Raw genomic sequence first — 21,760 nt, forward strand, 5'->3', positions numbered from 1 at the left:
CTGGTGCCACGAGCTGTCGCCCGCCGTGCACCCCGTTGTGTGCTGCCGCTGCGCGCCCGGCACGCACCGGCCGCCGAATTCCACCGCGCGTCATCGCGAGTCCTGCGGCGGGGCCTGTCGCGCTGCCAGCGTTTCGAGCACCCGGACGGTGAGTTCTGGTGCGCGCGTGATGAGTTCGTCATCGGTGGTCGCACCGCAGCGCAGTCCGCGCAGCACGGTGGTGGCGAGCGCCTCCGCTGTCGCCGGTTCGTCGACGACACCACCGGAGCGCCGGTCCAGGTAGGCCCGCAGGCGCGGGACCGCGACGTCGGTCGCGGTGCGGAAGAAGTCGTAGGTCGCCAGCCAGCGGGTGACGAGGTGACCGGGGTGCATGTCCCAGCCCTGGTAGTAGCCGCGGCGCAGCGCCCGCTCGACCAGGCGGTGGTGATTGCGGAAGGCGCCTTCGGGGTCGTCGTCGGGGTTGATCTGGGTGGAGCCGTCACAGATCCACACCCCGGTCTGCGCGGCCGCCACCTGCATCACGGCCTTGGCGTGATCGGCCGCCGGATGGTCGAGCGCCTGGTCGGTGGCGGCGATGCCGCAGGCCGCGGTGTAGTCGTAGGTACCGAAATGCAGTGCGCTGCACCGCCCGTCGGCGAGAGCGATCATGCGGGCGATCGGCGCGCTGCCATCGGAGGCGACGATCGCCTGCGGGCTCTCGATCTGCAGTTCGAAGCGCAGGGTCCGATCGGGCAGACCGTTGCCACGCTCGATGCCGGAGCACAGGTCGACGATCGCCGAGACCTGGTCGGCCGCTCTGATCTTCGGAACAGTGAAGAGGAAGCCGGGCAGTACTCCACCTGCCCCGTCGAGCACGAGTTCGAGAGTGCGCAGTGCGCGTCTGCGCTCGTTCGCCGACAGCCCTTTGGTGCGGATGCCGAATGAGTCGGGGGCGCCGGGCTTTCCGGCCCAGCTCGCCAATGTCTTGCCCGCGGCGGTCGCGGCCGCGTCTTCCTCGTCGTCGGCGCGGAAACCGTAACCATCCTCGAAGTCGATCCGCAGGTCCTGTACCGGCTGCTCGGTCAGCCTGCGCCGGACGGCGGGCAGTGCGTTGGTGGCATCGAGGCCGACGAGGAAGTCGGCGTGCCGGTGCAGCAGGTCGAGCGCGGCGGCGCCCCAGTCGGCCGGGGTGCCTGCGGTGGCGCGGTCGGCGCCCACATAGGCGGTGTGCACCGGCTGGACTCGGTCACCCGCTCCCGGGTAGCGCGTCCGCAGCTCGGCGTCGACGGCGTCGAGCCGTGCGTCGATGCGGGCGCGGATGTGCTCGGGGAGATGGGAGTTCACCCGGCGGCTCCTTCCTGGATGATCCGCCACACGCGGTCGGCGGTCATCGGTAATCGGTCCGGTCGGACACCGACGGCGTCGCGGATCGCGTTCGCCAGCGCCGGTGCCACCGGGTTGTACGGAGACTCACTCATCGATTTGGCACCCAGCGGGCCCAGCTCGTCACTGGTTTCGGCGAAATAGACCTCTGTGCGGGGCAGATCCGCGAACTGCGGAATGTGATAGTGGCGCAGCGTCCGGGTGGTCACCACACCATGATCGGTGCGCATGTCCTCGTAGAGCGCGGTGCCCAGCGCCTGGGCGACCCCACCCTCCACCTGACCGCGCAGCTGCACCGGGTTGAGCACCGTGCCCGCGTCCGCCACCTGGATCGATTGCAGAATCCGCACCGCGCCGGTGCTCGGCCGGACCGCGACCCGGAAGGCGTGCACATTGAAACTCACCGAGCGCGGCGTCCCCGCGTGGGTGCCGTGCGCGACGAGGTCACCGTCGGCGAGCAGCTCGGTCGCGGTGATCAGCGCGTCGCCGCAGCGCACGCCACCCGCTTCGAGCAGGCATTCGCGTTCGGGGTGCCCGCTGATCTTGGCGGCCCTGGACAGCAGCATCGCGCGCAGTTCCAGTGCCGCCGCGTAGGAGGCCTTGCCCGCGACCATGGTGCCGGTGGAGCCGAAGGCGCCGGTGTCGTGGCCGACGACGTCGGTATCGGACTGGCGGATCCTGATCCGGTCGGCGGTGGTGGCCAGTGCCGTCGCGGCCAGCTGGGCGTGCACGGTGGTGGTTCCGTTGCCGAATTCGGCGGTGCCGACACCGATCTCGTAGGAACCGTCGGCGAGCAGGCGCGCGGTGGCGTCGGCGTGGTGGCCGCGGGGCGGCACGGTGGCGATCATCGCCACGGCCATGCCCTCGCCGACCTGCCAGTCCGGGCCCGGCGCGGTGACGCCGTTGCCGCGGCGCAGCGCCTGCTGGGCGGTGTCGAGGCACTGGTCGAGGCCGTAGCTGCCGAAGGTCAGGTCGCCCTCGTCGACCTCGGCGCCGGTGAACCGGTCACCGGGGACCACGACATTGCGGCGGCGGAATTCGAACGGGTCGATGCCCAGCTCGCGGGCGAGCTCATCGATCGCCGACTCGACGCCGAAGATCACCTGCCCCAGCCCGTAGCCGCGGAACGCGCCGGAGGGAATGTTGTTGGTGTACACGGCTTGTGCGTCGACCCGCTTGTTCGGGCAGCGGTACACCGCCACCGATTCGCCGACGGAATGGAACAGCACGCCCGCGCCATGGTTGCCGTAGGCGCCGGTGTCGGAGAGTACGTCGACCGAGAGCGCGGTCAGGATGCCCGCCGCGTCGACGGCCGCGGTCACCGCGACCCGCATCGGGTGACGGCAGGGGGCCGAGGTGAATTCGTCGGTGCGGGTGAACTCGTACTGCACCGGATGCCCCGTGCGCAGCACCGCCAGCGCGATCAGGTCCTCGACCAGCATCTCCTGCTTCGCTCCGAACCCACCGCCGACCCGGGCCGTGAACACCCGCACGCGGTCCCGGTCGAGCCCGAACACATGGCACAGTTCGTCGCGCACCAGGAACGGCACCTGCGAACTCGTCCGGACGACGAGCCTGCCCGCGTCGTCGAGCCAGCCGATGCCGCCGTGCATCTCCAGATGCAAGTGCTGCACGCGCGGTGAATGCCACACCCCGCGCACCACTTTCGCGGCCCTTGCGATTCCGCCGTCGAAGTCACCCACCCCGCCGTGGATCTCGGCCACCACATTGCGATCACTGTCGGCGATGCGTGCCGACTCCGGCTTGTCGGCGTGCAGCTTCGGAGCATCCTCGGCAAGTGCGGCCTCGGGTTCGAAAACAGCAGGCAGCAGCTCATATTCGACGTGCAACGCACGCACGCCCGCCCGCGCGGCATCCAGCGTCTCCCCCACCACCGCGGCCACCCGCTGCCCCGCGAACCGCACCGTCCGATCGAGAACGAACGTATCGTCCGGATCGTCCTCCCGGAACTCGTGCCGCGCCGTCGAGAACGCCGTCGCGGGCGCATCCGCATGAGTCAGCACCAGCCGGACCCCTGGAACCGCCTGCGCCGCAGCGGTATCGATGGACACGATGCGAGCATGCGGATGCGGGCTGGTGAGAACAGCCAGATGCCACGGCGCGCTCGGCGGCATCTGCTCCCCTACCCCCGGCACCACGTCGAACGTGAACGCCTCCCCACCGCGCACAATCCGCACACCGGCCGGAGCCCCCACCCCGTCCCCGATCTGCCCGGCACCGGACTTCCGCCGCATCACCCCATCGACCCGCCCCGCGACAGCCCGCACCGCCGAATCCCCGACCTCCGGCCCCGCACCAGCCGAAACAGTGGTGCGCTCGCCGCCCGGCTGAGCGCCCTTTATATACGAACCGACGCCAGGCCCCGCCGCGATGAGGTCAACCTTGTCATCGGGAGAATCAGCCGAGGTCGACGGACCTTCCGTGGCACGACCAGAAGGTGTTGCGGGCTCAGATTCATCCCGAGGCGCCGGAGCCGCCGCCCGCGCAGCCCCGGACCCCGACGCCGGAGCGGGTGTCGGGGTGGGCACGGGCGCTTGCCGGGAAGTTGTGCACAGCGATGCACAGGACTCCACAGCCTCGGCGATAGCGCGGTAGCCCGTGCAGCGGCACAGGTTTCCCTTCAGCAGCTCGGCGCGCTCGGCGTCCGTGACGGCGGCTGCCGACTCCGGTGAGTCGGCGGAGTCGCCACCGGCAGGCCGATCGGCCGCCAAGCCCGTAGCCGTGACGACCATTCCCGCAGTGCAGAACCCACATTGGAACCCGGCGTGCTCGACGAAGCTTCGCTGGACGGGGTTCGGCTCATCCGCGGTACCCAGCCCGGCCGCGGTCGTGACGCTGTGCCCCTCGGCGCGGTAGGCGGGGATCAGGCAGGAGTGGACCGGTTCGCCGTCGAGGAGGACCGAGCAGGCGCCGCAATCACCGGCGTCGCAGCCCTTCTTGACCGCGAGTTCGCCCTGTTCGCGTAGCAGCGTGCGCAGGCATTGGCCTGGGCGCGCGGTCACCTCGACCGCGCGGCCGTCGATGTTCAGCCTCATGAACCACCTCCTGGTGCCGTGGTCAGCACGATCCGGCCGCGCAGGCCGCCTTCGGCGAGGCGGGTGTGGGCGTGGGCGGCCTGTTCCAGCGGCAGGGTGTCGGCCACGCGCAGGGTGAGGTCGTAGGCGGCGAGGGTGGCCAAAGCCGAACCGTCGGCGCTGATCCAGGCGTGGTGAACGCGGATGCCGCGCAACGGGATCGGGTCGGCGCCGGCGCCGGCGACGACGGTGACGAAGGAACCGCGATTGCGCACGGCCGCCAGCGCCCTGGTGCTCAGTCCGACGGTGTCCAGAACGGCGTCGACACCGCCGGGTACCAGCGCACGCACAGCTTCACCCAGGTCGGGAACATCACGCGGTACCACCCACTGCGCGCCCAGCGCACGCGCGAGATCGGCATCGGCGTCGCCCACCTGCGCGACGACCCGCACCCCACGCCACCGCGCGGCGATCTCGACCGCGAACCCGCCGACCGCACCCGCCGCACCGGTCACCAGCAGGGTGTCGCCCTCGGCGAGCTCGAGCAGGTCGAGAGCCTGGAAAGCGGTGAGCCCGTTCAACGGCAGGGTCGCCGCCTCGACCGCGGAACGCCCGGCGGGCGCGGGCGCCACCGCCGACGCGTCGAGCACCAGATAGTCCGCGTAGCTGCCCAGCGACCGGTCGAGCAGATCACGCAACCCGATCACCTGCTGTCCCACCGTGAATCCATCCACCCCGGCGCCGACCTCGTCGATCTGTCCGGCCACATCCCAGCCGATTCCGGTGACCGCGCGCGGCGCCATCAACCCCGCCTCGACCAGCGCCCCCGCCCTGGTCACCGCGTCGACGGGATTCACCGCCGCCGCCGACACCCGGATCCTGACCTGACCCGGTCCCGGTGCGGGGACGGGGACGTCGACGAGTTCGAGTGCTTCCGGTCCGCCGAAGGTGTGGACGACCACTGCGCGCATGATGATTTCTCTCTCTTCAGTAGGTACTTCCGAACCTAGGGAGAGCTACTCTCTTTGGGGAAGTACGCACTGCGAAGTGCGTACCGCACGTGAGGGAGAGCGATGAGTACACGCACCGCCGCCGAGCGCCGCGCCGAAGCGGGCGCGGCCTACAACGCCTACGTGGCCGCATGCCCGGCGCGGGGACTGCTGGACCGGATCGGCGACAAGTGGGTGAGCCTGGTGATCAACGCGCTCGCCGACGGCCCGCTGCGCTACAGCGAGGTCAACCAGCGGCTGGCGGGCGTGAGCCAGAAGATGCTCACCCAGACCCTGCGCAATCTCGAACGCGACGGCCTGCTCACCCGCACCGTACTGCCCGAGGTACCGGTCCGGGTCGAGTACCGGCTGACCCCGCTCGGCGAGGATCTGCTGCCGGTCATGCGGACCATCAAGAGCTGGGCCGAGCAGCACATGGACCAGGTGCTCACCGCGCGCGCCGCCTACGACGCGCAGTCCTGAGTTCACGCCGCCTCCCTGAGCTCGGCGGCCACCTCGGCGGCCAGCAGCCCGGTCACGTGCGCGCGCCAGTCCGGCGCGCCGTGCGGGTCGTCGAACCACAGCTCCGGCTCGATCTCGGCCAGCGCCGCGGCGACGTCGAATTCGGCGGGCACCGTATCGAAGTCGAGGACCACCGGGCGTACCGTCGACGCGGTCACGGTGATCGCACACCGGCCGTCGGCCGTGCGCCTGCCCATCACCACCGCACCGGAACGACCCAGCGGAGCCAGCGCGATCTTGCGAAAACTGGTGCGCGCCAACAGGCTCGACGTAGGAACCAAGAATGACCGCACCACCGCGCCCGCGGCGAGGACGTTCTCGCCAGCACCGGTGACGAAGTCGCGCAGCAGAATTCGGCGCTCACCGCCACCACGCGGCCAGATGACGACCGTCGCGTCCAGCGCGACGAGCGCACCGAGGACAGCACCGGCGGGCAGCGACAGGCAGACGTTCCCGCCGACCGTCGCCGTGCGCCAGATCTTGTGCGAGGCCAGCAGAGCCCGGCAGCCCTGCGCGAACAGCGCGGTGCCCCGCCACTCCGGTCGCAGGACCGCCGACCCGAGTTCCCTGCCCGGCCCGGCGCCCGCCAGTTCCGCGAGCGTGCACGTCGCGGCGATCTCGAGGCCGTCGGATCGCTCCAGCAGCGGTGACCAGCCGAGCGTGGTGATGTCGATCAGCCGGTCGAGGTGGTCGTGCGGTTCGGAGAACAGGAAGGTGCCTCCCGCCAGGACCGCGCTCCCCGGGCCGACCTGTGCCAGGTCGGCGCGTTCGCGGGCAAGAACCACTTCCCGAACAGTGTCCAGATCCACGTTCACCTCGCTTGCCTCACCAGCCACAGTAGGGGCCTGGAGTTGCCACGATGTTGCGCGACACCCGCGCCGGATTGCGGGGCGGTTAACCCGGTATCGCCATCCAGTGTGCGCCGACCAGATCGAAACCGCAGTTCAGACCCCCGGCGCTGACCACCCGGGCGATGCATCTGCCCCGCCTCGGCTGCGTTCGCATCAGCCCCTCGCCCGACCTCGATCACCCTCCGACCGACTCGGGCAGGCCCGGAGCCACGCACCGGTACCCCCGCCGGGCGCGATCATGCCCCGGCAAGGAGCGTGGCCTGCGCCTGGGCGACATCGGCACCGACCGCCGCCTCGTCCACCGTCGTCACGACACCGTCGCGCACCACTTCACGCCCGTTCACCAGCAGCGCGGCCAGCGGCGGCGCCGAGCCGAGCACCAGCGCGACAACCGGGTCCTCGATCCCCGCGTGCGCGGGTGTGTCGAGCCGCCACAGCGCCAGATCGGCCAGCTTGCCCGGCTCGATCGACCCGATCTCGGTGTCCCGCCCGAGCACCCGCGCCCCGCCCATGGTGGCCAGTTCCAGCGCGGCACGCACGGTCATCGCCCGTGGCCCGCCGACGGCCCGCGCGTACAGCAGCGCATTGCGTGGTTCCTCGATCATCGAACTCGACTCGTTGCTGGCCGCGCCGTCGACCCCGAGGCCGACCGGCACGCCGGCCGCCACCAGGTCCGCGGTGCGCGCGATCCCCGCCCCGAGCCTGCCGTTGGACGTCGGGCAGTGCGCGACGCCGGTCCCGGTGCGCGCCATCGCGGCGATCGCCGGATCGTCGAGGTGCACGGCGTGGGCGTACCAGACATCGGGGCCCAGCCAGCCCAGCTGTTCCATGTACTGCGCGGGCGTGCGCCCGAAGGTCTCCAGGCAGAAGTCCAGCTCGTCGTCGGTCTCGGCCAGATGGGTATGCAGGCGGACCCCGGCCGACCTGGCCAGCGCCGCGGACTCCCGCATGAGATCACCGGTCACCGAGAACGGTGAGCACGGCGCGAGCGCGATCCGCACCATCGCGTCGAAGGACGGGTCGTGCCACTGCTCGATCGCCGCGGCGCTCGCGGCGAGGATGTCGTCGATCGACTCGACGACGTCGTCGGGCGGCAGCCCGCCGTTGCCCCGTCCCAGATCCATCGACCCCCGCGCCGGGTGGAACCGCAGCCCGACCGCCGCCGCCGCACCGATCTCGGCCGCGAGCAGATCGCCGCCACCACGCGGGAAGACATAGTGATGGTCCGACGACGTAGTGCAGCCGCTGCGAGCCAGCGAGACCAGCGCACCGGTCGCCGCGACCCGCACCGACTTCTCATCGATCCGCGTCCACACCGGGTACAGCATGGTCAGCCACTCGAACAGGGTGTTGTCGGCGGCCAGGCCACGGGTGATCCACTGGTACAGATGGTGATGGGTGTTCACCAGACCGGGCGTGAGCACACACCCCCGGCCGTCGATCCGCGTCACCTCGGGTCCGAACGCGGGCGGCCTGCCCGCACCGACCGCATCGATCCGGTTGCCCCGCACCGTGACCCAGCCGTCGCGGTATTCGGTGCCCGCCGCGTCGACGGTGACCACCGCGCAGCCGTCGATCACCAGATCGGGCGCGCTCACGGCAGCCACGCGATCCCCGCTTCGGGAGCGTCCGCGCGCTGCAGCGTCGCGTGGATCGAACCGTAGGGACGATCCGCCGCCCAGCAGACCTCGCCGGAGTTCTCGATCCCGAATCGCGCCAGGTCGTAGTCGAAGTGGTGCTTGTTCGGCGCCGACAGCCGGATCTCGGCGAGAACCGGGAACCGTTCCAGCACAGCGGTTCCCATCGCATACAGCGTCTGCTGCAACGCCTTGGAGTAGGTCGTCGCGAACAGCTCGAGCAGCGTGGCCCTGATGCCGTCGTACACCTCGTCCCAGCCGAATCCGCCGGTCTCGGCGAAGCGCCACTGCACGATCAGCGAGGTGGCGAGCACGCGATCGTGGGTGGGGGCCAGGGTCGTGTACTCGTCGGTGAGGAAGTCGGCGAACTCCGAACCGGTGGATTTGAGCAGCACCAGATCCTTGATCCCACCGATCACCCACGTCTGCTGCGCGTCGCCATGGCCCGCCACGGTCACCGCGGCGGTGCGCACCTCGGGCCCCTGCCGCACCCAGGTGTGATCGTGTTCGGCACCGTCCACCGAGACCCGCTGCCACCCATAGGAATCCACGTCGATCCGCGCGCTCGACACCGGCTCGACGGTGTCGACGAAATGCTTCGCCAGCGCGATCGCGTAATCCTCGACGGTGTCGAGGCCCGGCTTCTTCGCGTAGACGAAGGCGGTGTTCTTCTGGGTATCGGTCGGCAGCACATGGCGCTGGTCGCCCTCGATGTATGCCGCCGCGAAGTCACCGCGCAGGGTGGTCGAGACGTTCACGTCGCGGATCTCGTGGCGTGCGGTCTCCTTGTAGAAGCGCACAACCCGATTCTCGGCCTTGCCGTAGCGGTTGTCGGTCAGCACGATCGGACCACTCAATGTCATCTGCGCGCTCAGCTCCCTCGGTAGGTCGAATAGGCGAATGGCGACAACAGCAGCGGCACATGCAGATGCGGCTGCTCATCCACCGTGAACGCGACACAGACTTCCGGATAGAAGGTCTCGGTGCCCTGCGCCGCGAAGTAGCTGCCGGAGTCGAAGTACAACCGGTAGTCGCCCGGATTCAGCCCTGCGGCAAGTTCTTTCACCCGGCCGTCGGCATCGGTCAGCGCTTCGGTGAGGCGCTGGTCGCCACGCATCAGCCAGACCGCGACGCCCGCGGCGGGCACACCACGCACGGCGTCGAGCACGTGCGTGCTCAGGCCGGTCACGCGCCTGCCACCGCTCGCGCGAGACGCAGCCGGTTGATCTTCGCCAATTCACCACGCATGACTTGCCTTTCGGTCGACGGATCGTTGTCCAGCCGCGCCCGCAGGACGGCGAGCAGTTCCTCGCCGCCGCGCCCTGCCGCGCAGACCAGGTAGAGATAGCCGAATTTGTCCTCGTAGGCGCGGTTGCCCGCGGCCAGCGCCGCCTTGACCTCGGCGCCGGACACCCCGGACTGCTCGCGGGCCGATGCCGCCGAGGTCGGGCGGTCGCCGATCCGCGGGTGACCGGCCAGCGCCTGGTCGATATCGGCATCGTCGAGCGCGGCCAGCGCGGCGTCGGCGGCATCGAGCAACGCCTCCGTGCCGGCATACGGCCGGGCGGCCGCGACCGCCCGCGCCCAGCGTGGCGCGGAGCAACAGGCAAGCAATGCCGCCTCGGCGGCCGCGGCGGGTAGTGCGTTGAATCCCGCGAGGCCGATCGCTTCGCTCGTCATCGATCCAGCATCGCCCCATCCCCTGGCAGCCGCCACCGTTGTGCACTCGGTCACGTCGGCGTGTCGTCGTCCTTGCGCTCCCGGGCCGTCATCGACCGGCAACATTGCGCTACTAACTTCACCGTCATGCCACCGATCGACCCGCCTGTGCCGTCGGCGTGCACGGGCATCGTCCTCGCGGCGGGCGCGGGCACCCGCTACGGCAAACCCAAGGCACTCGCCGAGAACGGCGCCTGGCTGCGCTCGGCGATCACCGCCCTGCGCGACGGCGGCTGCGATCCGGTGATCGTTCTGCTCGGCGCCACCGGACCCGATCCGGCCGGCCTCGGGCTGCCGCCGGACACCGCGTGGCGATGGGTCGACGACTGGGCCATCGGGCTCTCCGCGACGGTGCGCGCGGGCCTGCGCGCGGCCGCCGAGACGGGGACGCGTTATGTGGCCTTCCTGCCCGTCGACATTCCCGATATCGGGGCCGATGTCGTCGCGCGGGTGCTCGCCGCGGCCCGCGCGAGCGAGAGCGAGCTCGCCCGTAGTGTGTTTTCCGACACACCTGGGCATCCCGTTGTGATCGAGAACAAGCACTGGGACGCCATTTCGGCAGCATCCGTAGGTGATATCGGTGCTGGTTCCTATTTGGGCGGTAGACAGGATATGGTGTGCGTCACGTGCGACGACTTGGCGACAGGGACCGATCGCGATTTCCCGGAGGTCGGCGCACGATGATCGGAGTTTTGAGATATGCGCGATATCGTCGATGACCTTCTACGAGTGTGGCATTCGGGCCGTACCGGCGGCCTCGCCACTGTGGTCCGTACCATCGGCACGAACGCGCTGTCGATCGGGTCGGGAATGCTCGTCACACCCAATGGCGGAGTCTTCGGATCCATCGCGTCCGGGCGGTTGGAAGAGACCGTCTACGCGGCGGCACTGGAAGCCGCGCAGACCGGGGTGCGGCAACTACGTCGCTACAGCCTGATCACCGGAATGGAATCGGGATCCGACGACGGCCAGCTGGTCGATATCTTCATCGAGCCCTTCTCCTGCCGCGACTTCCCCGAATTTCCCGCCATCGCCGCCGACATCCAGGCCCATCGCCGGGTCACTGTCTTCACGGTGGTGTGGAATCAAGACCCCGACGTCATCGGCCAGCACCTGGTCACCGATCGCAGGCACGCCACCGAGCTCGTCGCCCTCCCCGAGTCGGACCTGTTCGTCGCGTCCTACTGCCCGCCGCCGCGCCTGATCATTTTCGGCGCCAACGCCTACGCGGCCACCCTGGCCGCCCAGGCGCGGATGATCGGCTACCGGGTCAGCATCTGCGATTCGCGTCCCGAGTTCGCCGACCCGGCCTCGTTCCCGGGCGCCGAGGTCGTCGTGGACTGGCCGCACCGCTACCTGAACACCCTCGCGGCCGCAGGCGAAATCGACAGCAGCACAGGCATTGTCGTGCTCGCCAACGAGCCGCGCTTCGAGATCCCGCTGCTCACCGTCGCCCTGCGCCTGCCCGAACTGGGCTACCTGGCTGCCCTGGGCTCCCCCGCCGACCAGGCCCGCCGTCTCGACGACCTGCGCGCGGGCGGCTTCGACGAGCCGACCCTGGCCCGCCTGCACGTGCCCGCCGGGCTCGAGGCGGGCCCGCGCACGCCGGCCGAGACCGCCGTCTTCGTCACCGCCGACTTCCTGGCCTCGCGGGCGGGCCTGCGCCTGGCCGCCCGCCGCGACTACGGGTCGGCGGCGGTCGGCCTGGCGATCTAGGCACCGACCGAACTCGGCGATCCGGAATCGCCGAACTTGTCGCTTGTGACAAGAACCGGCCATAAAGCGGCTGATTACGGCGGCATTTCCGATCCGGACTGTTATTTGCGCGTCCGCAATCGTGCGTGAAGTCACCGACAATTCTGATCCGGTAACGATTATGTCCCGCCGGAGGACATAGAGTGTCGACAGGATCTGACAGCCCCACGGCCGTCGAGCGCCTACCGCTCGGCCGACGGGGGAAACACTGCGATGACGGGGCCGACAGGGCCCGTGGACTGGAACCGACTGTTCGATGAACCTCTCTGCACTACGTAACGTGGCCGCCCTGCGCACCACCGCCGTGGCTCTGACCGCCGCCCTGTCGGTGGCCGTGCTAGCCGGCGGCGCCGCCTCCGCCGAGCCCGAGAAGCCCTCCGCCGTGTCGTCCGTCGTCAAGGACGGTCGCACCTGGCATCTGAAGGTGTACTCGGCGGCGATGAAGAAGGACATCACCATCGACGTGCAGCGGCCTGTCGACGAGTCCAAGCCCGCGCCCAACTTCTACATGCTCAACGGCCTCGACGCGGGCGAGGGCTCGGCGAGCTGGTCCGCGCAGACCAACGCGCTCGGCTTCCTCGCCGACAAGCAGGTCAATGTCATCCAGCCGATCGGTGGCCGCGGCAGCTACTACACCGACTGGAAGCAGGAAGACCCGCGGCTGGGTCTGAACAAGTGGACCACCTTCTTCACCCAGGAGCTGCCGCCACTGCTCGACGCCACCCTCAACTCGACCGGCCTCAACGCGCTGGCCGGGCTGTCCACCTCCGGCACCTCGGTGCTGCAGCTGGCCGAGGCCAAGCCCGGGCTGTTCAAGTCCGTCGCCGCCTACAGCGGCTGCGCGCAGATCGCCGACCCGATGGGCAAGCAGGCCGTCAAGTTCTCCGTGGAGACCTGGGCGGGCGGCAAGACCGCGAACATGTACGGCGCCGACACCGACCCGGCCTGGGTCGAGAACGACCCGGTCATCAACGCGGAGAAGCTGCGCGGCACCAACCTCTACGTCTCCAGCGGTAGCGGCATGCCGACGAACGCCGACGTCGCGTACTACCTCAACGGCTCCCCCGGCCCGATGGGCGTGGTCAACCTCGGCCTCGGTATCGGCATCGAAGCAGCCACCAACGCCTGCACCGCCAACCTGAAGAACAAGCTGGACTCGCTGGGCATCCCGGCGACCTACCAGTTCACTCCGATGGGCACCCACTACTGGCCGTACTGGGAGCAGGCGCTACACGACTCGTGGCCGCTGCTCGCCCAGGGCATGGGTATCTGATTCACCGAACACCCGAAAACGGGAGGCATCCGACCCGGATGCCTCCCGTTTTCGCGTTCGCTCAGGTCGGCAGTGCCGACGGCCGGACCGAGAGCCCGGACCGGATGAAATAGGCGATCTCGTCGCAGATCTCGTCGACCGAAATCGCGTCGCCGGGAACGGTCGCGTGCACCATCTCCTGGGCCAGGGAATTCACCGCGCCGATCAAGGCGAGCGTGAACAGATGGACACTGCGCGATTCCGCTTCCCCCCGGGCGGCGGCACGCTGTGCTTCCCTGGTGAGCAGTCCGGAGACCGACCGCCGTTGCCCGCGCCGCCATTCCTCCACCGCCGGGCTCACGCCGACCACCTCGACGTAGAACACCCTGGCCGCGCGCCGATCACGGCAGGTCACCGCGAGAAAAGCACGGAAGCTCTCCACCACGCGCACCACCAGCGGCTGCTCGCTGGCACGTTCCAATGCCTCGTCGACGCGGTGCAGCGCGGCGGTGTTCAGCCGGTCGACCAGCGCGATCAACAGCGCCTCGCGACTGCCGACGTCTTCGTAGAAACTGCGGGTCGACACATTCGCCGTCGCGCACAGTCGCTCGATCGAGGTCGACGAATAACCCTGGGTACCGAATAGTTCCAGCGCCGCGTCGGTCAACCGGTTGCGTCGCATGGCTACTCGCTGCTGACGCGACAATCCACCGTAACTACGACCACTATCGGTTTCATTCACACGCCGAACCACCCGTGAATGCTAGCGCGCAACCGCCGGGCATCCGGGCGAATCGAAAACTGTCTGCGTCATGAATTCCACTGGCACAGCGATATTGTCAGGCCTCGCTGTCATCGAGTGGTTCGGCCAGCGGCCAGCCACCGGCCGCCAGATGCGAGGCCACCCGCGAAACGTCGTCGGGTGCGGGATGCTCCTTGGCGAAATCGGCGATGGCCGCCTCGATCTCTGCCTGACTGATGGATTCCCGGTTCGGATTGGCCTCGACCAGTTTCTCCCCGATCACCGCGACCTCGTAGTCGGTGAGGTGACGGTGCAGCACCGCGAACAACGCGACATAGTCCGATTGCGGGATGCCCTGCGGATATCCGGCGCGCAGCCAGCCGAGTACGCGCGAGAGCAGGTTCCCCCGGACGGCGGGGTGGGGGGACGGATCTGTCATCGAGTCCTCGCTCATGCTTGACCGAACAGATGAATGCCGAACTGGTGGGCGATGAACGCCTTGGCGGTGAACAGGATTCCGGCGATCACCACGACGACGATGACGACCAGGCAGATCAGCGCGCCTGCCAGGGCCGGGTAGTTCCGTTGCACGCGGCCCTGCGCGTCGACCATCTCGGCCTTGGCCCACCAGCGCACCGCGAAGGCGAACACCGCGGGCACCCCCGCGCCGAAGACCAGCGCGGCCAGCACCACTTCCCACAGTGAACTCAGATTCGTGATCACGGTATGCACGATCGCTCCCTTCTACCCGGTGTGGTTCTGTTCGATCGACGACTGCGGCGGCACACCGTCGGGCCATTCGTTCACATTGTGGGAGCCGACCGGGTCGCGCCGCGACCACAGATAGATGCCGAGCGCACCGGAGATCAGGATCCCGAACACCACGAGGACACCGGGCAGGCCACCGATGAGGTGCGCGATGGCCCAGCAGATCGCGCCGACGATGCCCGCCATCGGCAACGTCAGCGTCCAGGCGACGGCCATCCGGCCCATCACCCGCCACCGCACCTCGGCGCCCTTGCCGATGCCGGTACCGAGGATCGCGCCGGTCGCGGTCTGGGTGGTCGACAGCGGCAGCCCGAAGTGCGCGGAGGTGAGGATGATCGCCGCCGAGGTGGACTCCGCCGCGAGGCCCTGCGGCGACTCGATCTCGACCAGGCCCTTGCCGAGCGTCCGGATGATCCGCCAGCCGCCGAGGTAGGTACCGAGAGCGATCGCGACCGCACAGGCCGACATCACCCACAGCGGCATGTGGTCGTCCTTGTCGAGCGAGCCGTAGGCGACCAGGGCCAGGAAGATGACGCCCATCGTCTTCTGCGCGTCGTTGGTGCCGTGGGCGAGCGAGACCAGCGACGCCGACCCGATCTGACCCCAGCGGAAGCCCTCGTTCGACTTGTCCTCGTCGACGCCGCGGGTGATCCGGTACACCAGGTAGGTGGCGACGGCGGCGACCAGCGCGGCGATCACCGGGGCGAGAATCGCGGGGATCACGATCTTGATCAGCACGCCCTCGGAGCCCGAGACCCAGATCACGCCGTTCCAGCCGAGCGCGGCGATCGTGGAGCCGATGAGCCCGCCGAACAGGGCGTGCGAGGAACTCGACGGCAGCCCGAGCAACCAGGTCAGCAGATTCCACAGAATGCCGCCGACCAGGCCGGCGAACACGATGACCAGCAGGTCCTGTCCGCTCACCTCGTTCAACTGGACGATGCCCTTGGCCACAGTCGCCGCCACCGACACCGACAGGAAAGCGCCGATCAGATTCAGCAGGCCCGAGAGCGCCACCGCCACGCGCGGCTTCAAGGCACCGGTGGCGATCGAGGTCGCCATGGCATTGGCCGTGTCGTGGAATCCGTTGGTGAAGTCGAATGCGAGAGCTGTGACGATGACGATCAGCAGGACCATTAGTTCGGCGCTCACCCGAACAGTGTGTCGTATGCCCACACCGGATTGCCAAACCGTTGCGGGAAAAGTCCCAGCCGGGTCAGCCGGCGGCCCCCAGCGCGCGGACAACGTCGATGGTGTCGGCCTGCGCGGGCTCCTTGTCGGGCCGGTACCGCAGCACTCTGGCGAACCGCAGGGCGACGCCGCCGGGGTACCTGGTGCTGGTCTGAACGCCGTCCAGCGCGATCTCGACGACGAGTTCGGGGCGAAGGAAGACGGCGTGCCCGTCGGTGTGTGTCTGGTAGCCCGGGAACTGTTCGGTCTGCCAGCGCAGCAGCTCGTCGGTGAGGCCCTTGAACGTCTTGCCGACCATCACCGGCTCGCCCGTCTCCGGATCGCGAGCGGCCAGGTGCAGATTCGACAGGAACCCGGTGCGCCTGCCGTACCCCCATTCCGCGCCGATCACCAGCAGGTCGAGGGTGTGCGCCGGTTTGATCTTCTGCCAGGCCTTGCCGCGCCTGCCCGCCGCGTACGGCGCGTCGAGCGACTTGACCATCACGCCTTCGTTGCCGACGGCCAGCGCGTCGTCGTAGTACTCGGCGGCCGCGTCGGCATCGGGGGCGACGAGCGCGGGAATGCTGTGCTCGCCCGCCACCCGCTCGAGCATGGTGCGGCGCACGCGCAGCGGCTCGTCGAGCAGGTCGACGCCGTCGAGGTGCAGGCAATCGAAGAAGTAGGGGTGCAGCAGCAGTTCCCTGGTGTCGCCGACGGTGGCGAACCGGCTCATCGTCTCCTGGAACGGGCGCGGGCGGCCTGCATCGGTGAGGGCCAGGGTCTCCCCGTCGAGGACCACGCTGGTGCAGTCGAGGCCGGCGACCAGCTCGACCAGTTCGGGGACGCCCGCGGTGATGTCACGCAGGGTCCGGGTGAACACCCACACCTGCTCGCCGCTGCGATGCACCTGGATCCGGGCTCCGTCGAGTTTGTGTTCGACGCTCACCTGCGGGCCGAGTTCGGCCAGCGCCTCGTCCAGCGAGCCGCCCGGCGACGCGAGCATCGGCGCGACAGGTCTGCCGACTTCGAGCCGGAACGCGCTCAGCGCCGCCTCGCCACCGGTGACCGCGGCGGCGGCGGTCGCGGGTAGCTGCCCGGACAGCATGTGCGCGCGCCGCACCACTTCGACCGGGATGCCGGTGGACTGTGCCAGCGCTTCGACGACGACCGCGGTCAGCGCGCCCTGGCGGAGTTCACCGGTGAGCAGCCGGATCAGGAAGGACTGTTCGTCCTCGGTCGCCGCGGTGAACAGCGATGTCAGCAGTTCGCGCCTGCGCAGTGTCGAGCCGGCGCCGCTGAGCCCGGTCAGCTGCGAGAAGACATCGTCGACCGCGCCGACGGTGAGGTGCGCTGCCTCGCTCGGCGGCGTGTCCAACCCGGCCACCGTGCGCCACCCGGCCCCGATCCGGCCCTGCACCAGCTCACCGGACAGCCAGGCCACCACGGTCCCGATCTCCTGCGGGCTCGCGGCAGCGAAGAGCTCGGCCAGCGCGGCGATCTTCGCCTTGCGCGACCGGGTCGCTCGCACCGCCGCCGAGGCCGCGACGACATCGCTGAACAGCACCCGAGCACCGTAACCCGGCGGTGTGACACATCGCTCAGCCCACGCTGTTAAGAATCCATTGGCAAGGCTGCGAAACCGCCCATAAACTGGACATATGGCCAAGACCTATGTCGGTGCGCGGCTGCGCCAGCTGCGCACCGAGCGCGGGCTGAGCCAGGTCTCACTGGCCCAGAAGCTGGAGATCTCGGCCAGCTATCTCAACCAGATCGAGCACGACGTGCGCCCGCTCACGGTGCCGGTGCTCAAACGGATCAACGAGGTCTTCGGCGTCGACCCCGCCTTCTTCTCCGCCCACGACGACACCCGGCTCATCGCCGAGTTGCAGGAAGTCGTGATGGACGCCGAGCTCGGCATCGAGGCCGACACCCAGGAGATCGCCGACATGGTCTCGGCGCATCCGAGCATGGCGCGCGCCCTGGTCGCCATGCACAACCGGTACCGCAACACCAGCGCCCAGCTGGCCGCCGCCACCGAGGATCGCTTCTCCGACGGTTCCGGCAGCGCCGCGATCAGCAAGCCGCACGAGGAAGTGCGCGACTACTTCTATCAGCGCCAGAACTACATCCACGAACTCGACACCGCGGCCGAGGACCTCACCGCGCGCATCCGTTTCCACGGCGGCGAGGTGAGCACCGAGATCGTCCGGCTGCTGCGCGCGCACGGCGTGCGGATCGTCGAGCGGATCGACCTCGGCGAGGGCGTGCTGCACCACTACGACCCCGAGACCAAGCAGCTCGAGATCTCCCCGCACCTGTCCGGCGGGCAGCGCACCTTCAAGCTGGCCGCCGAGCTCGCCTACCTCGAGTGCGGGCCGCTACTCGACAAGCTGGTCGAGGAGGGCAATTTCGCCTCCGACGCCTCACACAAGCTGGCCATGCTCGGCCTGGCCAACTACTTCGCCGCCGCGACGGTGTTGCCCTACACCCACTTCCACGAGGTGGCCGAGGACTTCCGCTACGACATCGAGCGCCTGTCGGCCTTCTTCTCCCAGAGCTACGAGACGATCTGCCACCGTCTTTCGACCCTGCAGCGGCCGAGCCTGCGCGGCGTCCCGTTCTCCTTCGTCCGCGTCGACCGCGCGGGCAACATGTCGAAACGCCAGTCCGCCACCGGTTTCCACTTCTCCGCCAGCGGCGGCACCTGCCCGCTGTGGAACGTCTACGAGACCTTCGCCTACCCCGGCAAGATCATGACCCAGATCGCCCAGATGCCCGACGGCCGCAAATACCTCTGGGTAGCCCGCACGGTGGAACGCCGCGCCACCCGCTACGGCCAGCCCAGCAAGACCTTCGCCATCGGCCTCGGCTGCGAACTCCGCCACGCGGGCCGCGTCGTCTACGCCGACGGCATCGACCTGGGCGAAGCCACCGCCACCCCCATCGGCGCAGGCTGCCGGGTCTGCGTCCGCTCCAACTGCCCCCAGCGAGCCTTCCCACCCCTCGGCAAAGCCCTGGACATCAGCGAACACCGCAGCTCGGTCTCCCCCTACCTGATCAAATAGTCCGCGCTACCGGACCGGGCGACCGAAAAGGGGTCTACCGCGTGCGGCATAAACACGGAATCATTGATTGCGCAGGACCGGCAGGCCCCCAGCTGGTCCGTGCACTTCTCGGGCGCCGAAAGTCAGGAGGCGTACGATGCAGAACCAATCGCGACGAGTAGCCCGAATCGCCGTCGGGGTCCCCTTCGTTCTGGCCGTTTCGCTGTCCGGCGTGGATGCGCACGCACAGGATTCGAGCCGGATCACCGTCATCGAGACCGAGTACTCGATCACCGTGTCCAGGGCCAATGTCCGGGCAGGTACCTACACCCTCGATGTGCGCAACGATGGCAGAACCCGCCACGACCTGGTCATCGCCGGCCCCGGCGTCGATTCCCGCACCCCGGTGCTCGAGGGCGGCACCACCAGCGAACTGACGGTCAAACTGCAGCCGGGCACCTACGCACTCTGGTGTTCCGTCGGCAAGCACCATTCGCTCGGAATGCGCTCCAGCATCTCGGTCGCCTGACCGCGACCCCACCACCTACTACCCGAGCGGAGACAACCATGCCCGCCACCAGAGAAATTCAGGTAACCAGCACCGCTTTCGCCGATGGAGCACCTATTCCGGCGGCCTACTCGTGCACCGGCGGGAACGTACCGCCGCCCCTCGCCTGGACCGTACCGGCCGGAGCCACCCGGCTCGCCCTGATCGTCGACGACCCGGACGCGGTGGGCGGCCTGTTCACGCACTGGGTGGTCACCGACATCTCGCCGACCGTCACCGTCAACCCGGAAGGGCACACCCCGGACGGCGGTGTCGTCACCGCCAACAGCGCCGACCGCATCGGCTACCTCGGCCCGTGCCCGCCCCCGGGAACCGGAGTGCATCACTATCGATTCACCGTGCACGCACTGTCTCGCCCGCTCGCACTGAGCCCGGATACTCCCGTAGCCACCGCGACCTCCGCCATCGAAGCCGCCAGCCTCGGCTCCGGCCGCCTGACCGGCACATACTCCAGGTGACGGCGGAACAATCAGAAGGCTTCCTCCGGGACCGCCATGATGTCGTCGTCGATGGCGGCGAGGATGTTCTTGGTGGCGGTGAGTTCGGGGAGGACGTTCTTGGCGAAGAAGCTCGCCGCGGCGACTTTGCCCTGATAGAAGGGGCGGTCCTTGGGGTCGGCGTCGCCGGCCAGGGCGGCGGCGGCGATGTCGGCCTGGACGAGCAGGCGCCAGGCGATGAGAAGGTCGCCGACCGACATCAGGAAGCGGACCGAGCCGAGGCCCACCTTGTAGAGCTCGGTGGGGTCGGACTGGCCTGCCATGGCATAGCCGGTGAGGGTGGCCCCCATGGCGGCGATGTCGGCCTGCGCGGTGCGCAGCAGGGCACGCTCGGTGGCGAAGCGGCCGGAGTCGTTGTCCAGGTAGGCGGTGATCCGGGCGTTGACGTGAGCCAGCGCGGCACCGTTATCGCGAATGATCTTGCGGAAGAAGAAGTCCTGGGCCTGGATCGCTGTCGTGCCCTCGTAGAGGGAGTCGATCTTGGCGTCGCGGATGTACTGCTCGATCGGATAGTCCTGCAGATACCCTGAGCCGCCGAAGGTTTGCAGTGACTCGGTGAGCAACTGGTAGGCACGCTCGGAACCGACGCCCTTCACGATCGGCAGCAGCAGATCGTCGACGCGATGCGCCAGCTCCGGATCGGCGCCCGAGACCAGCTGCGCCACATCCGCGTTCTGATGCGCGGCGGTATACAGATACACCGCGCGTAACCCCTCCGCGTACGCCTTCTGCATGATCAGCGACCGCCGCACATCGGGATGATGGGTGATGGTCACGCGCGGCGCGGCCTTGTCCGCCATCTGCGTCAGATCCGCGCCCTGCACCCTGGTCTTGGCGTACTCGAGCGCGTTCAGATACCCGGTCGACAACGTCCCGGACGACTTCACGCCCACCGTCATCCGCGCGTTCTCGATCACCTTGAACATCTGCGCGATCCCGTTGTGCACATCACCGACCAGCCAGCCCTTCGCGGGCACCGACGTGGCACCGAAGGTGAGCTCGCAGGTCGGCGAGGACTTGATCCCCATCTTGTGCTCGACACCGGTCACGTACACACCGTTGCGCTCGCCGAGCTCCAGCGTCTCGGGATCGAAGAGGAACTTCGGCACGTAGAACAGCGACAGCCCCTTGGTGCCGGGCCCCGCGCCTTCGGGCCGGGCGAGCACGAGGTGGAACACATTCTCCGCCACATCACCCACGTCACCACCGGAGATGAACCGCTTCACCCCTTCGATGTGCCACGACCCGTCGGCCTGCGGCACCGCCTTGGTGCGGCCCGCGCCGACATCGGACCCGGCATCGGGTTCGGTGAGCACCATGGTCGCCTGCCAGCCGCGCTCGAAACCACCACGCGCCCAGCGCTTCTGCTCCTCGGTGCCGATCCCGTAGAGCACCGAGCCCATCAGCGGACCCATATTGAAGAAGCTGGCCGAGGGGTTGGCGCAGATGACGAGCTCGTTGATGGCCCACATCAGCACGCTCGGTGCGGGGGTGCCGTCCATGCCCTCCGGCATGCCGAGCCGGTACCAGCCCGCCTCGTGCACCGCGTCGACCGTCTTGCGCAGCGATTCGGGCACCGTGATCTCGAAGGTGTCGGGGTGATAGACCACCGGGTGCCGGTCGGCATCGGCGAACGATTCCGCGATCGGGCCCTCGGCCAGGCGTTTCACCTCGTCGAGGATCTGTCGCGCCGTGTCGGAGTCCAGGTCGCCGTAGGCGCCGGTGTCGAGGAGCTTGTCGAGGCTCAGCACCTCGAAGAGATTGAACTCGATGTCACGCAGGTTCGCCTTGTAGTGCCCCATCGGTCGCCTCCTCGACTGACCACCCGGCCCGAGAGCCGCGTGATTCG

General features: G+C 68.9%; 21 protein-coding genes. 7 read left to right on the plus strand and 14 right to left on the minus strand.

Annotated elements, in window-relative coordinates:
• Nucleotides 1–90 precede the first annotated feature (90 nt).
• The 3 genes from ACFVAV_RS03515 to ACFVAV_RS03525 are packed head-to-tail and all read right to left on the minus strand — an operon-like array spanning nucleotide 91 to nucleotide 5,368.
• The gene (locus ACFVAV_RS03515; protein ID WP_379029212.1) at nucleotides 91–1,323 is read right to left on the minus strand and encodes a DUF6986 family protein; all 1,233 of its coding nucleotides are present in this window, start codon (nucleotides 1,321–1,323) and stop codon (nucleotides 91–93) included.
• Nucleotides 1,320–4,418 carry a molybdopterin-dependent oxidoreductase gene (locus tag ACFVAV_RS03520; RefSeq protein WP_379029215.1) on the minus strand — a complete coding sequence of 1,033 codons (3,099 nt, stop codon included), beginning with the start codon at nucleotides 4,416–4,418 and terminating at the stop codon, nucleotides 1,320–1,322. Before ACFVAV_RS03520 ends, ACFVAV_RS03515 begins: the two co-directional genes overlap by 4 nt.
• Nucleotides 4,415–5,368 (minus strand): NADP-dependent oxidoreductase, encoded by a 954-nt coding sequence (locus ACFVAV_RS03525; RefSeq protein ID WP_379029218.1) that lies wholly within the window; start codon nucleotides 5,366–5,368, stop codon nucleotides 4,415–4,417. The genes ACFVAV_RS03520 and ACFVAV_RS03525 overlap by 4 nt, the downstream gene beginning before the upstream one ends.
• Before the next feature lie 102 nt (nucleotides 5,369–5,470).
• Between ACFVAV_RS03525 and ACFVAV_RS03530 the strand changes: the two genes are divergently transcribed.
• Nucleotides 5,471–5,869 carry a winged helix-turn-helix transcriptional regulator gene (locus ACFVAV_RS03530; RefSeq protein WP_379029221.1) on the plus strand — a complete coding sequence of 133 codons (399 nt, stop codon included), beginning with the start codon at nucleotides 5,471–5,473 and terminating at the stop codon, nucleotides 5,867–5,869.
• Between the two features lie 2 nt (nucleotides 5,870–5,871).
• Here the strand turns inward: ACFVAV_RS03530 and ACFVAV_RS03535 are convergent, their stop codons facing one another.
• From ACFVAV_RS03535 to uraD, 5 genes are all read right to left on the minus strand, one after another.
• Nucleotides 5,872–6,717, minus strand: a complete 846-nt coding sequence (locus tag ACFVAV_RS03535) for an FAD binding domain-containing protein (RefSeq protein ID WP_379029224.1) — start codon at nucleotides 6,715–6,717, stop codon at nucleotides 5,872–5,874.
• Between the two features lie 278 nt (nucleotides 6,718–6,995).
• A complete protein-coding gene (locus ACFVAV_RS03540; protein WP_379029227.1) occupies nucleotides 6,996–8,366 on the minus strand; it encodes an 8-oxoguanine deaminase in 1,371 nt (456 codons plus the stop codon).
• Nucleotides 8,354–9,259 carry a factor-independent urate hydroxylase gene (gene pucL, locus ACFVAV_RS03545; RefSeq protein WP_379029230.1) on the minus strand — a complete coding sequence of 302 codons (906 nt, stop codon included), beginning with the start codon at nucleotides 9,257–9,259 and terminating at the stop codon, nucleotides 8,354–8,356. The genes ACFVAV_RS03540 and pucL overlap by 13 nt, the downstream gene beginning before the upstream one ends.
• An 8-nt stretch (nucleotides 9,260–9,267) precedes the next feature.
• Nucleotides 9,268–9,585: a hydroxyisourate hydrolase gene (gene uraH, locus ACFVAV_RS03550; RefSeq protein WP_379029234.1), complete on the minus strand. Its 318-nt coding sequence runs from the start codon at nucleotides 9,583–9,585 to the stop codon at nucleotides 9,268–9,270.
• The gene (gene uraD / locus ACFVAV_RS03555) at nucleotides 9,582–10,076 is read right to left on the minus strand and encodes a 2-oxo-4-hydroxy-4-carboxy-5-ureidoimidazoline decarboxylase (protein ID WP_379029237.1); all 495 of its coding nucleotides are present in this window, start codon (nucleotides 10,074–10,076) and stop codon (nucleotides 9,582–9,584) included. Before uraD ends, uraH begins: the two co-directional genes overlap by 4 nt.
• A 60-nt stretch (nucleotides 10,077–10,136) precedes the next feature.
• On the opposite strand from uraD, the gene ACFVAV_RS03560 reads away from it, so the two are divergent.
• The 3 genes from ACFVAV_RS03560 to ACFVAV_RS03570 all read left to right on the plus strand — a co-directional run bounded on the left by ACFVAV_RS03560 (nucleotide 10,137) and on the right by ACFVAV_RS03570 (nucleotide 13,143).
• Nucleotides 10,137–10,799 (plus strand): NTP transferase domain-containing protein, encoded by a 663-nt coding sequence (locus ACFVAV_RS03560; protein WP_379029240.1) that lies wholly within the window; start codon nucleotides 10,137–10,139, stop codon nucleotides 10,797–10,799.
• A gap of 15 nt (nucleotides 10,800–10,814) precedes the next feature.
• The gene (locus ACFVAV_RS03565; protein ID WP_379029243.1) at nucleotides 10,815–11,831 is read left to right on the plus strand and encodes an XdhC family protein; all 1,017 of its coding nucleotides are present in this window, start codon (nucleotides 10,815–10,817) and stop codon (nucleotides 11,829–11,831) included.
• A gap of 295 nt (nucleotides 11,832–12,126) precedes the next feature.
• On the plus strand, nucleotides 12,127–13,143 hold the full coding sequence (locus tag ACFVAV_RS03570; RefSeq protein ID WP_379029246.1) for an alpha/beta hydrolase: 1,017 nt from the start codon (nucleotides 12,127–12,129) through the stop codon (nucleotides 13,141–13,143).
• A 61-nt stretch (nucleotides 13,144–13,204) separates the two neighbouring features.
• On the opposite strand, the gene ACFVAV_RS03575 is transcribed toward ACFVAV_RS03570, so the two are convergent.
• From ACFVAV_RS03575 to ACFVAV_RS03595, 5 genes are all read right to left on the minus strand, one after another.
• The gene (locus tag ACFVAV_RS03575) at nucleotides 13,205–13,804 is read right to left on the minus strand and encodes a TetR/AcrR family transcriptional regulator (RefSeq protein ID WP_379029249.1); all 600 of its coding nucleotides are present in this window, start codon (nucleotides 13,802–13,804) and stop codon (nucleotides 13,205–13,207) included.
• A gap of 157 nt (nucleotides 13,805–13,961) precedes the next feature.
• Complete coding sequence (locus tag ACFVAV_RS03580) at nucleotides 13,962–14,303, minus strand: DUF3349 domain-containing protein (RefSeq protein ID WP_379029252.1); 342 nt, start codon at nucleotides 14,301–14,303, stop codon at nucleotides 13,962–13,964.
• 11 nt (nucleotides 14,304–14,314) lie between these two features.
• Nucleotides 14,315–14,596: a hypothetical protein gene (locus ACFVAV_RS03585; RefSeq protein WP_379029254.1), complete on the minus strand. Its 282-nt coding sequence runs from the start codon at nucleotides 14,594–14,596 to the stop codon at nucleotides 14,315–14,317.
• Nucleotides 14,597–14,608: 12 nt separating this feature from the next.
• Nucleotides 14,609–15,784 carry an anion permease gene (locus ACFVAV_RS03590; protein WP_379029257.1) on the minus strand — a complete coding sequence of 392 codons (1,176 nt, stop codon included), beginning with the start codon at nucleotides 15,782–15,784 and terminating at the stop codon, nucleotides 14,609–14,611.
• Between the two features lie 64 nt (nucleotides 15,785–15,848).
• Nucleotides 15,849–17,366, minus strand: a complete 1,518-nt coding sequence (locus tag ACFVAV_RS03595) for an ATP-dependent DNA ligase (protein ID WP_379029260.1) — start codon at nucleotides 17,364–17,366, stop codon at nucleotides 15,849–15,851.
• A 94-nt stretch (nucleotides 17,367–17,460) separates the two neighbouring features.
• On the opposite strand from ACFVAV_RS03595, the gene ramB reads away from it, so the two are divergent.
• From ramB to ACFVAV_RS03610, 3 genes are all read left to right on the plus strand, one after another.
• Nucleotides 17,461–18,867 carry an acetate metabolism transcriptional regulator RamB gene (ramB, locus tag ACFVAV_RS03600; RefSeq protein ID WP_379029263.1) on the plus strand — a complete coding sequence of 469 codons (1,407 nt, stop codon included), beginning with the start codon at nucleotides 17,461–17,463 and terminating at the stop codon, nucleotides 18,865–18,867.
• Between the two features lie 136 nt (nucleotides 18,868–19,003).
• On the plus strand, nucleotides 19,004–19,375 hold the full coding sequence (locus tag ACFVAV_RS03605; protein WP_379029266.1) for a cupredoxin domain-containing protein: 372 nt from the start codon (nucleotides 19,004–19,006) through the stop codon (nucleotides 19,373–19,375).
• A gap of 38 nt (nucleotides 19,376–19,413) precedes the next feature.
• On the plus strand, nucleotides 19,414–19,872 hold the full coding sequence (locus tag ACFVAV_RS03610; protein WP_379029269.1) for a YbhB/YbcL family Raf kinase inhibitor-like protein: 459 nt from the start codon (nucleotides 19,414–19,416) through the stop codon (nucleotides 19,870–19,872).
• Nucleotides 19,873–19,883: 11 nt separating this feature from the next.
• Here the strand turns inward: ACFVAV_RS03610 and ACFVAV_RS03615 are convergent, their stop codons facing one another.
• Nucleotides 19,884–21,713, minus strand: coding sequence for an acyl-CoA dehydrogenase (locus ACFVAV_RS03615; protein ID WP_379029272.1), 1,830 nt, complete (start codon nucleotides 21,711–21,713; stop codon nucleotides 19,884–19,886).
• Nucleotides 21,714–21,760: the final 47 nt, after the last annotated feature.

The sequence above is a fragment of the Nocardia sp. NPDC057663 genome (assembly GCF_042799895.1).
Classification (GTDB): Bacteria; Actinomycetota; Actinomycetes; order Mycobacteriales; family Mycobacteriaceae; genus Nocardia.

Coding starts and splice junctions, on each gene's coding strand:
- uraD (WP_379029237.1), bottom strand. CDS start 10,076: ATGACGAGCGAAGCGATCGGCCTCGCGGGATTCAACGCACTACCCGCC.
- ACFVAV_RS03610 (WP_379029269.1), top strand. CDS start 19,414: ATGCCCGCCACCAGAGAAATTCAGGTAACCAGCACCGCTTTCGCCGAT.
- ACFVAV_RS03525 (WP_379029218.1), bottom strand. CDS start 5,368: ATGCGCGCAGTGGTCGTCCACACCTTCGGCGGACCGGAAGCACTCGAA.
- ACFVAV_RS03580 (WP_379029252.1), bottom strand. CDS start 14,303: ATGACAGATCCGTCCCCCCACCCCGCCGTCCGGGGGAACCTGCTCTCG.
- ACFVAV_RS03615 (WP_379029272.1), bottom strand. CDS start 21,713: ATGGGGCACTACAAGGCGAACCTGCGTGACATCGAGTTCAATCTCTTC.
- ACFVAV_RS03530 (WP_379029221.1), top strand. CDS start 5,471: ATGAGTACACGCACCGCCGCCGAGCGCCGCGCCGAAGCGGGCGCGGCC.
- pucL (WP_379029230.1), bottom strand. CDS start 9,259: ATGACATTGAGTGGTCCGATCGTGCTGACCGACAACCGCTACGGCAAG.
- ramB (WP_379029263.1), top strand. CDS start 17,461: ATGGCCAAGACCTATGTCGGTGCGCGGCTGCGCCAGCTGCGCACCGAG.
- ACFVAV_RS03520 (WP_379029215.1), bottom strand. CDS start 4,418: ATGAGGCTGAACATCGACGGCCGCGCGGTCGAGGTGACCGCGCGCCCA.
- ACFVAV_RS03575 (WP_379029249.1), bottom strand. CDS start 13,804: ATGCGACGCAACCGGTTGACCGACGCGGCGCTGGAACTATTCGGTACC.
- ACFVAV_RS03605 (WP_379029266.1), top strand. CDS start 19,004: ATGCAGAACCAATCGCGACGAGTAGCCCGAATCGCCGTCGGGGTCCCC.
- ACFVAV_RS03570 (WP_379029246.1), top strand. CDS start 12,127: ATGAACCTCTCTGCACTACGTAACGTGGCCGCCCTGCGCACCACCGCC.
- ACFVAV_RS03565 (WP_379029243.1), top strand. CDS start 10,815: ATGCGCGATATCGTCGATGACCTTCTACGAGTGTGGCATTCGGGCCGT.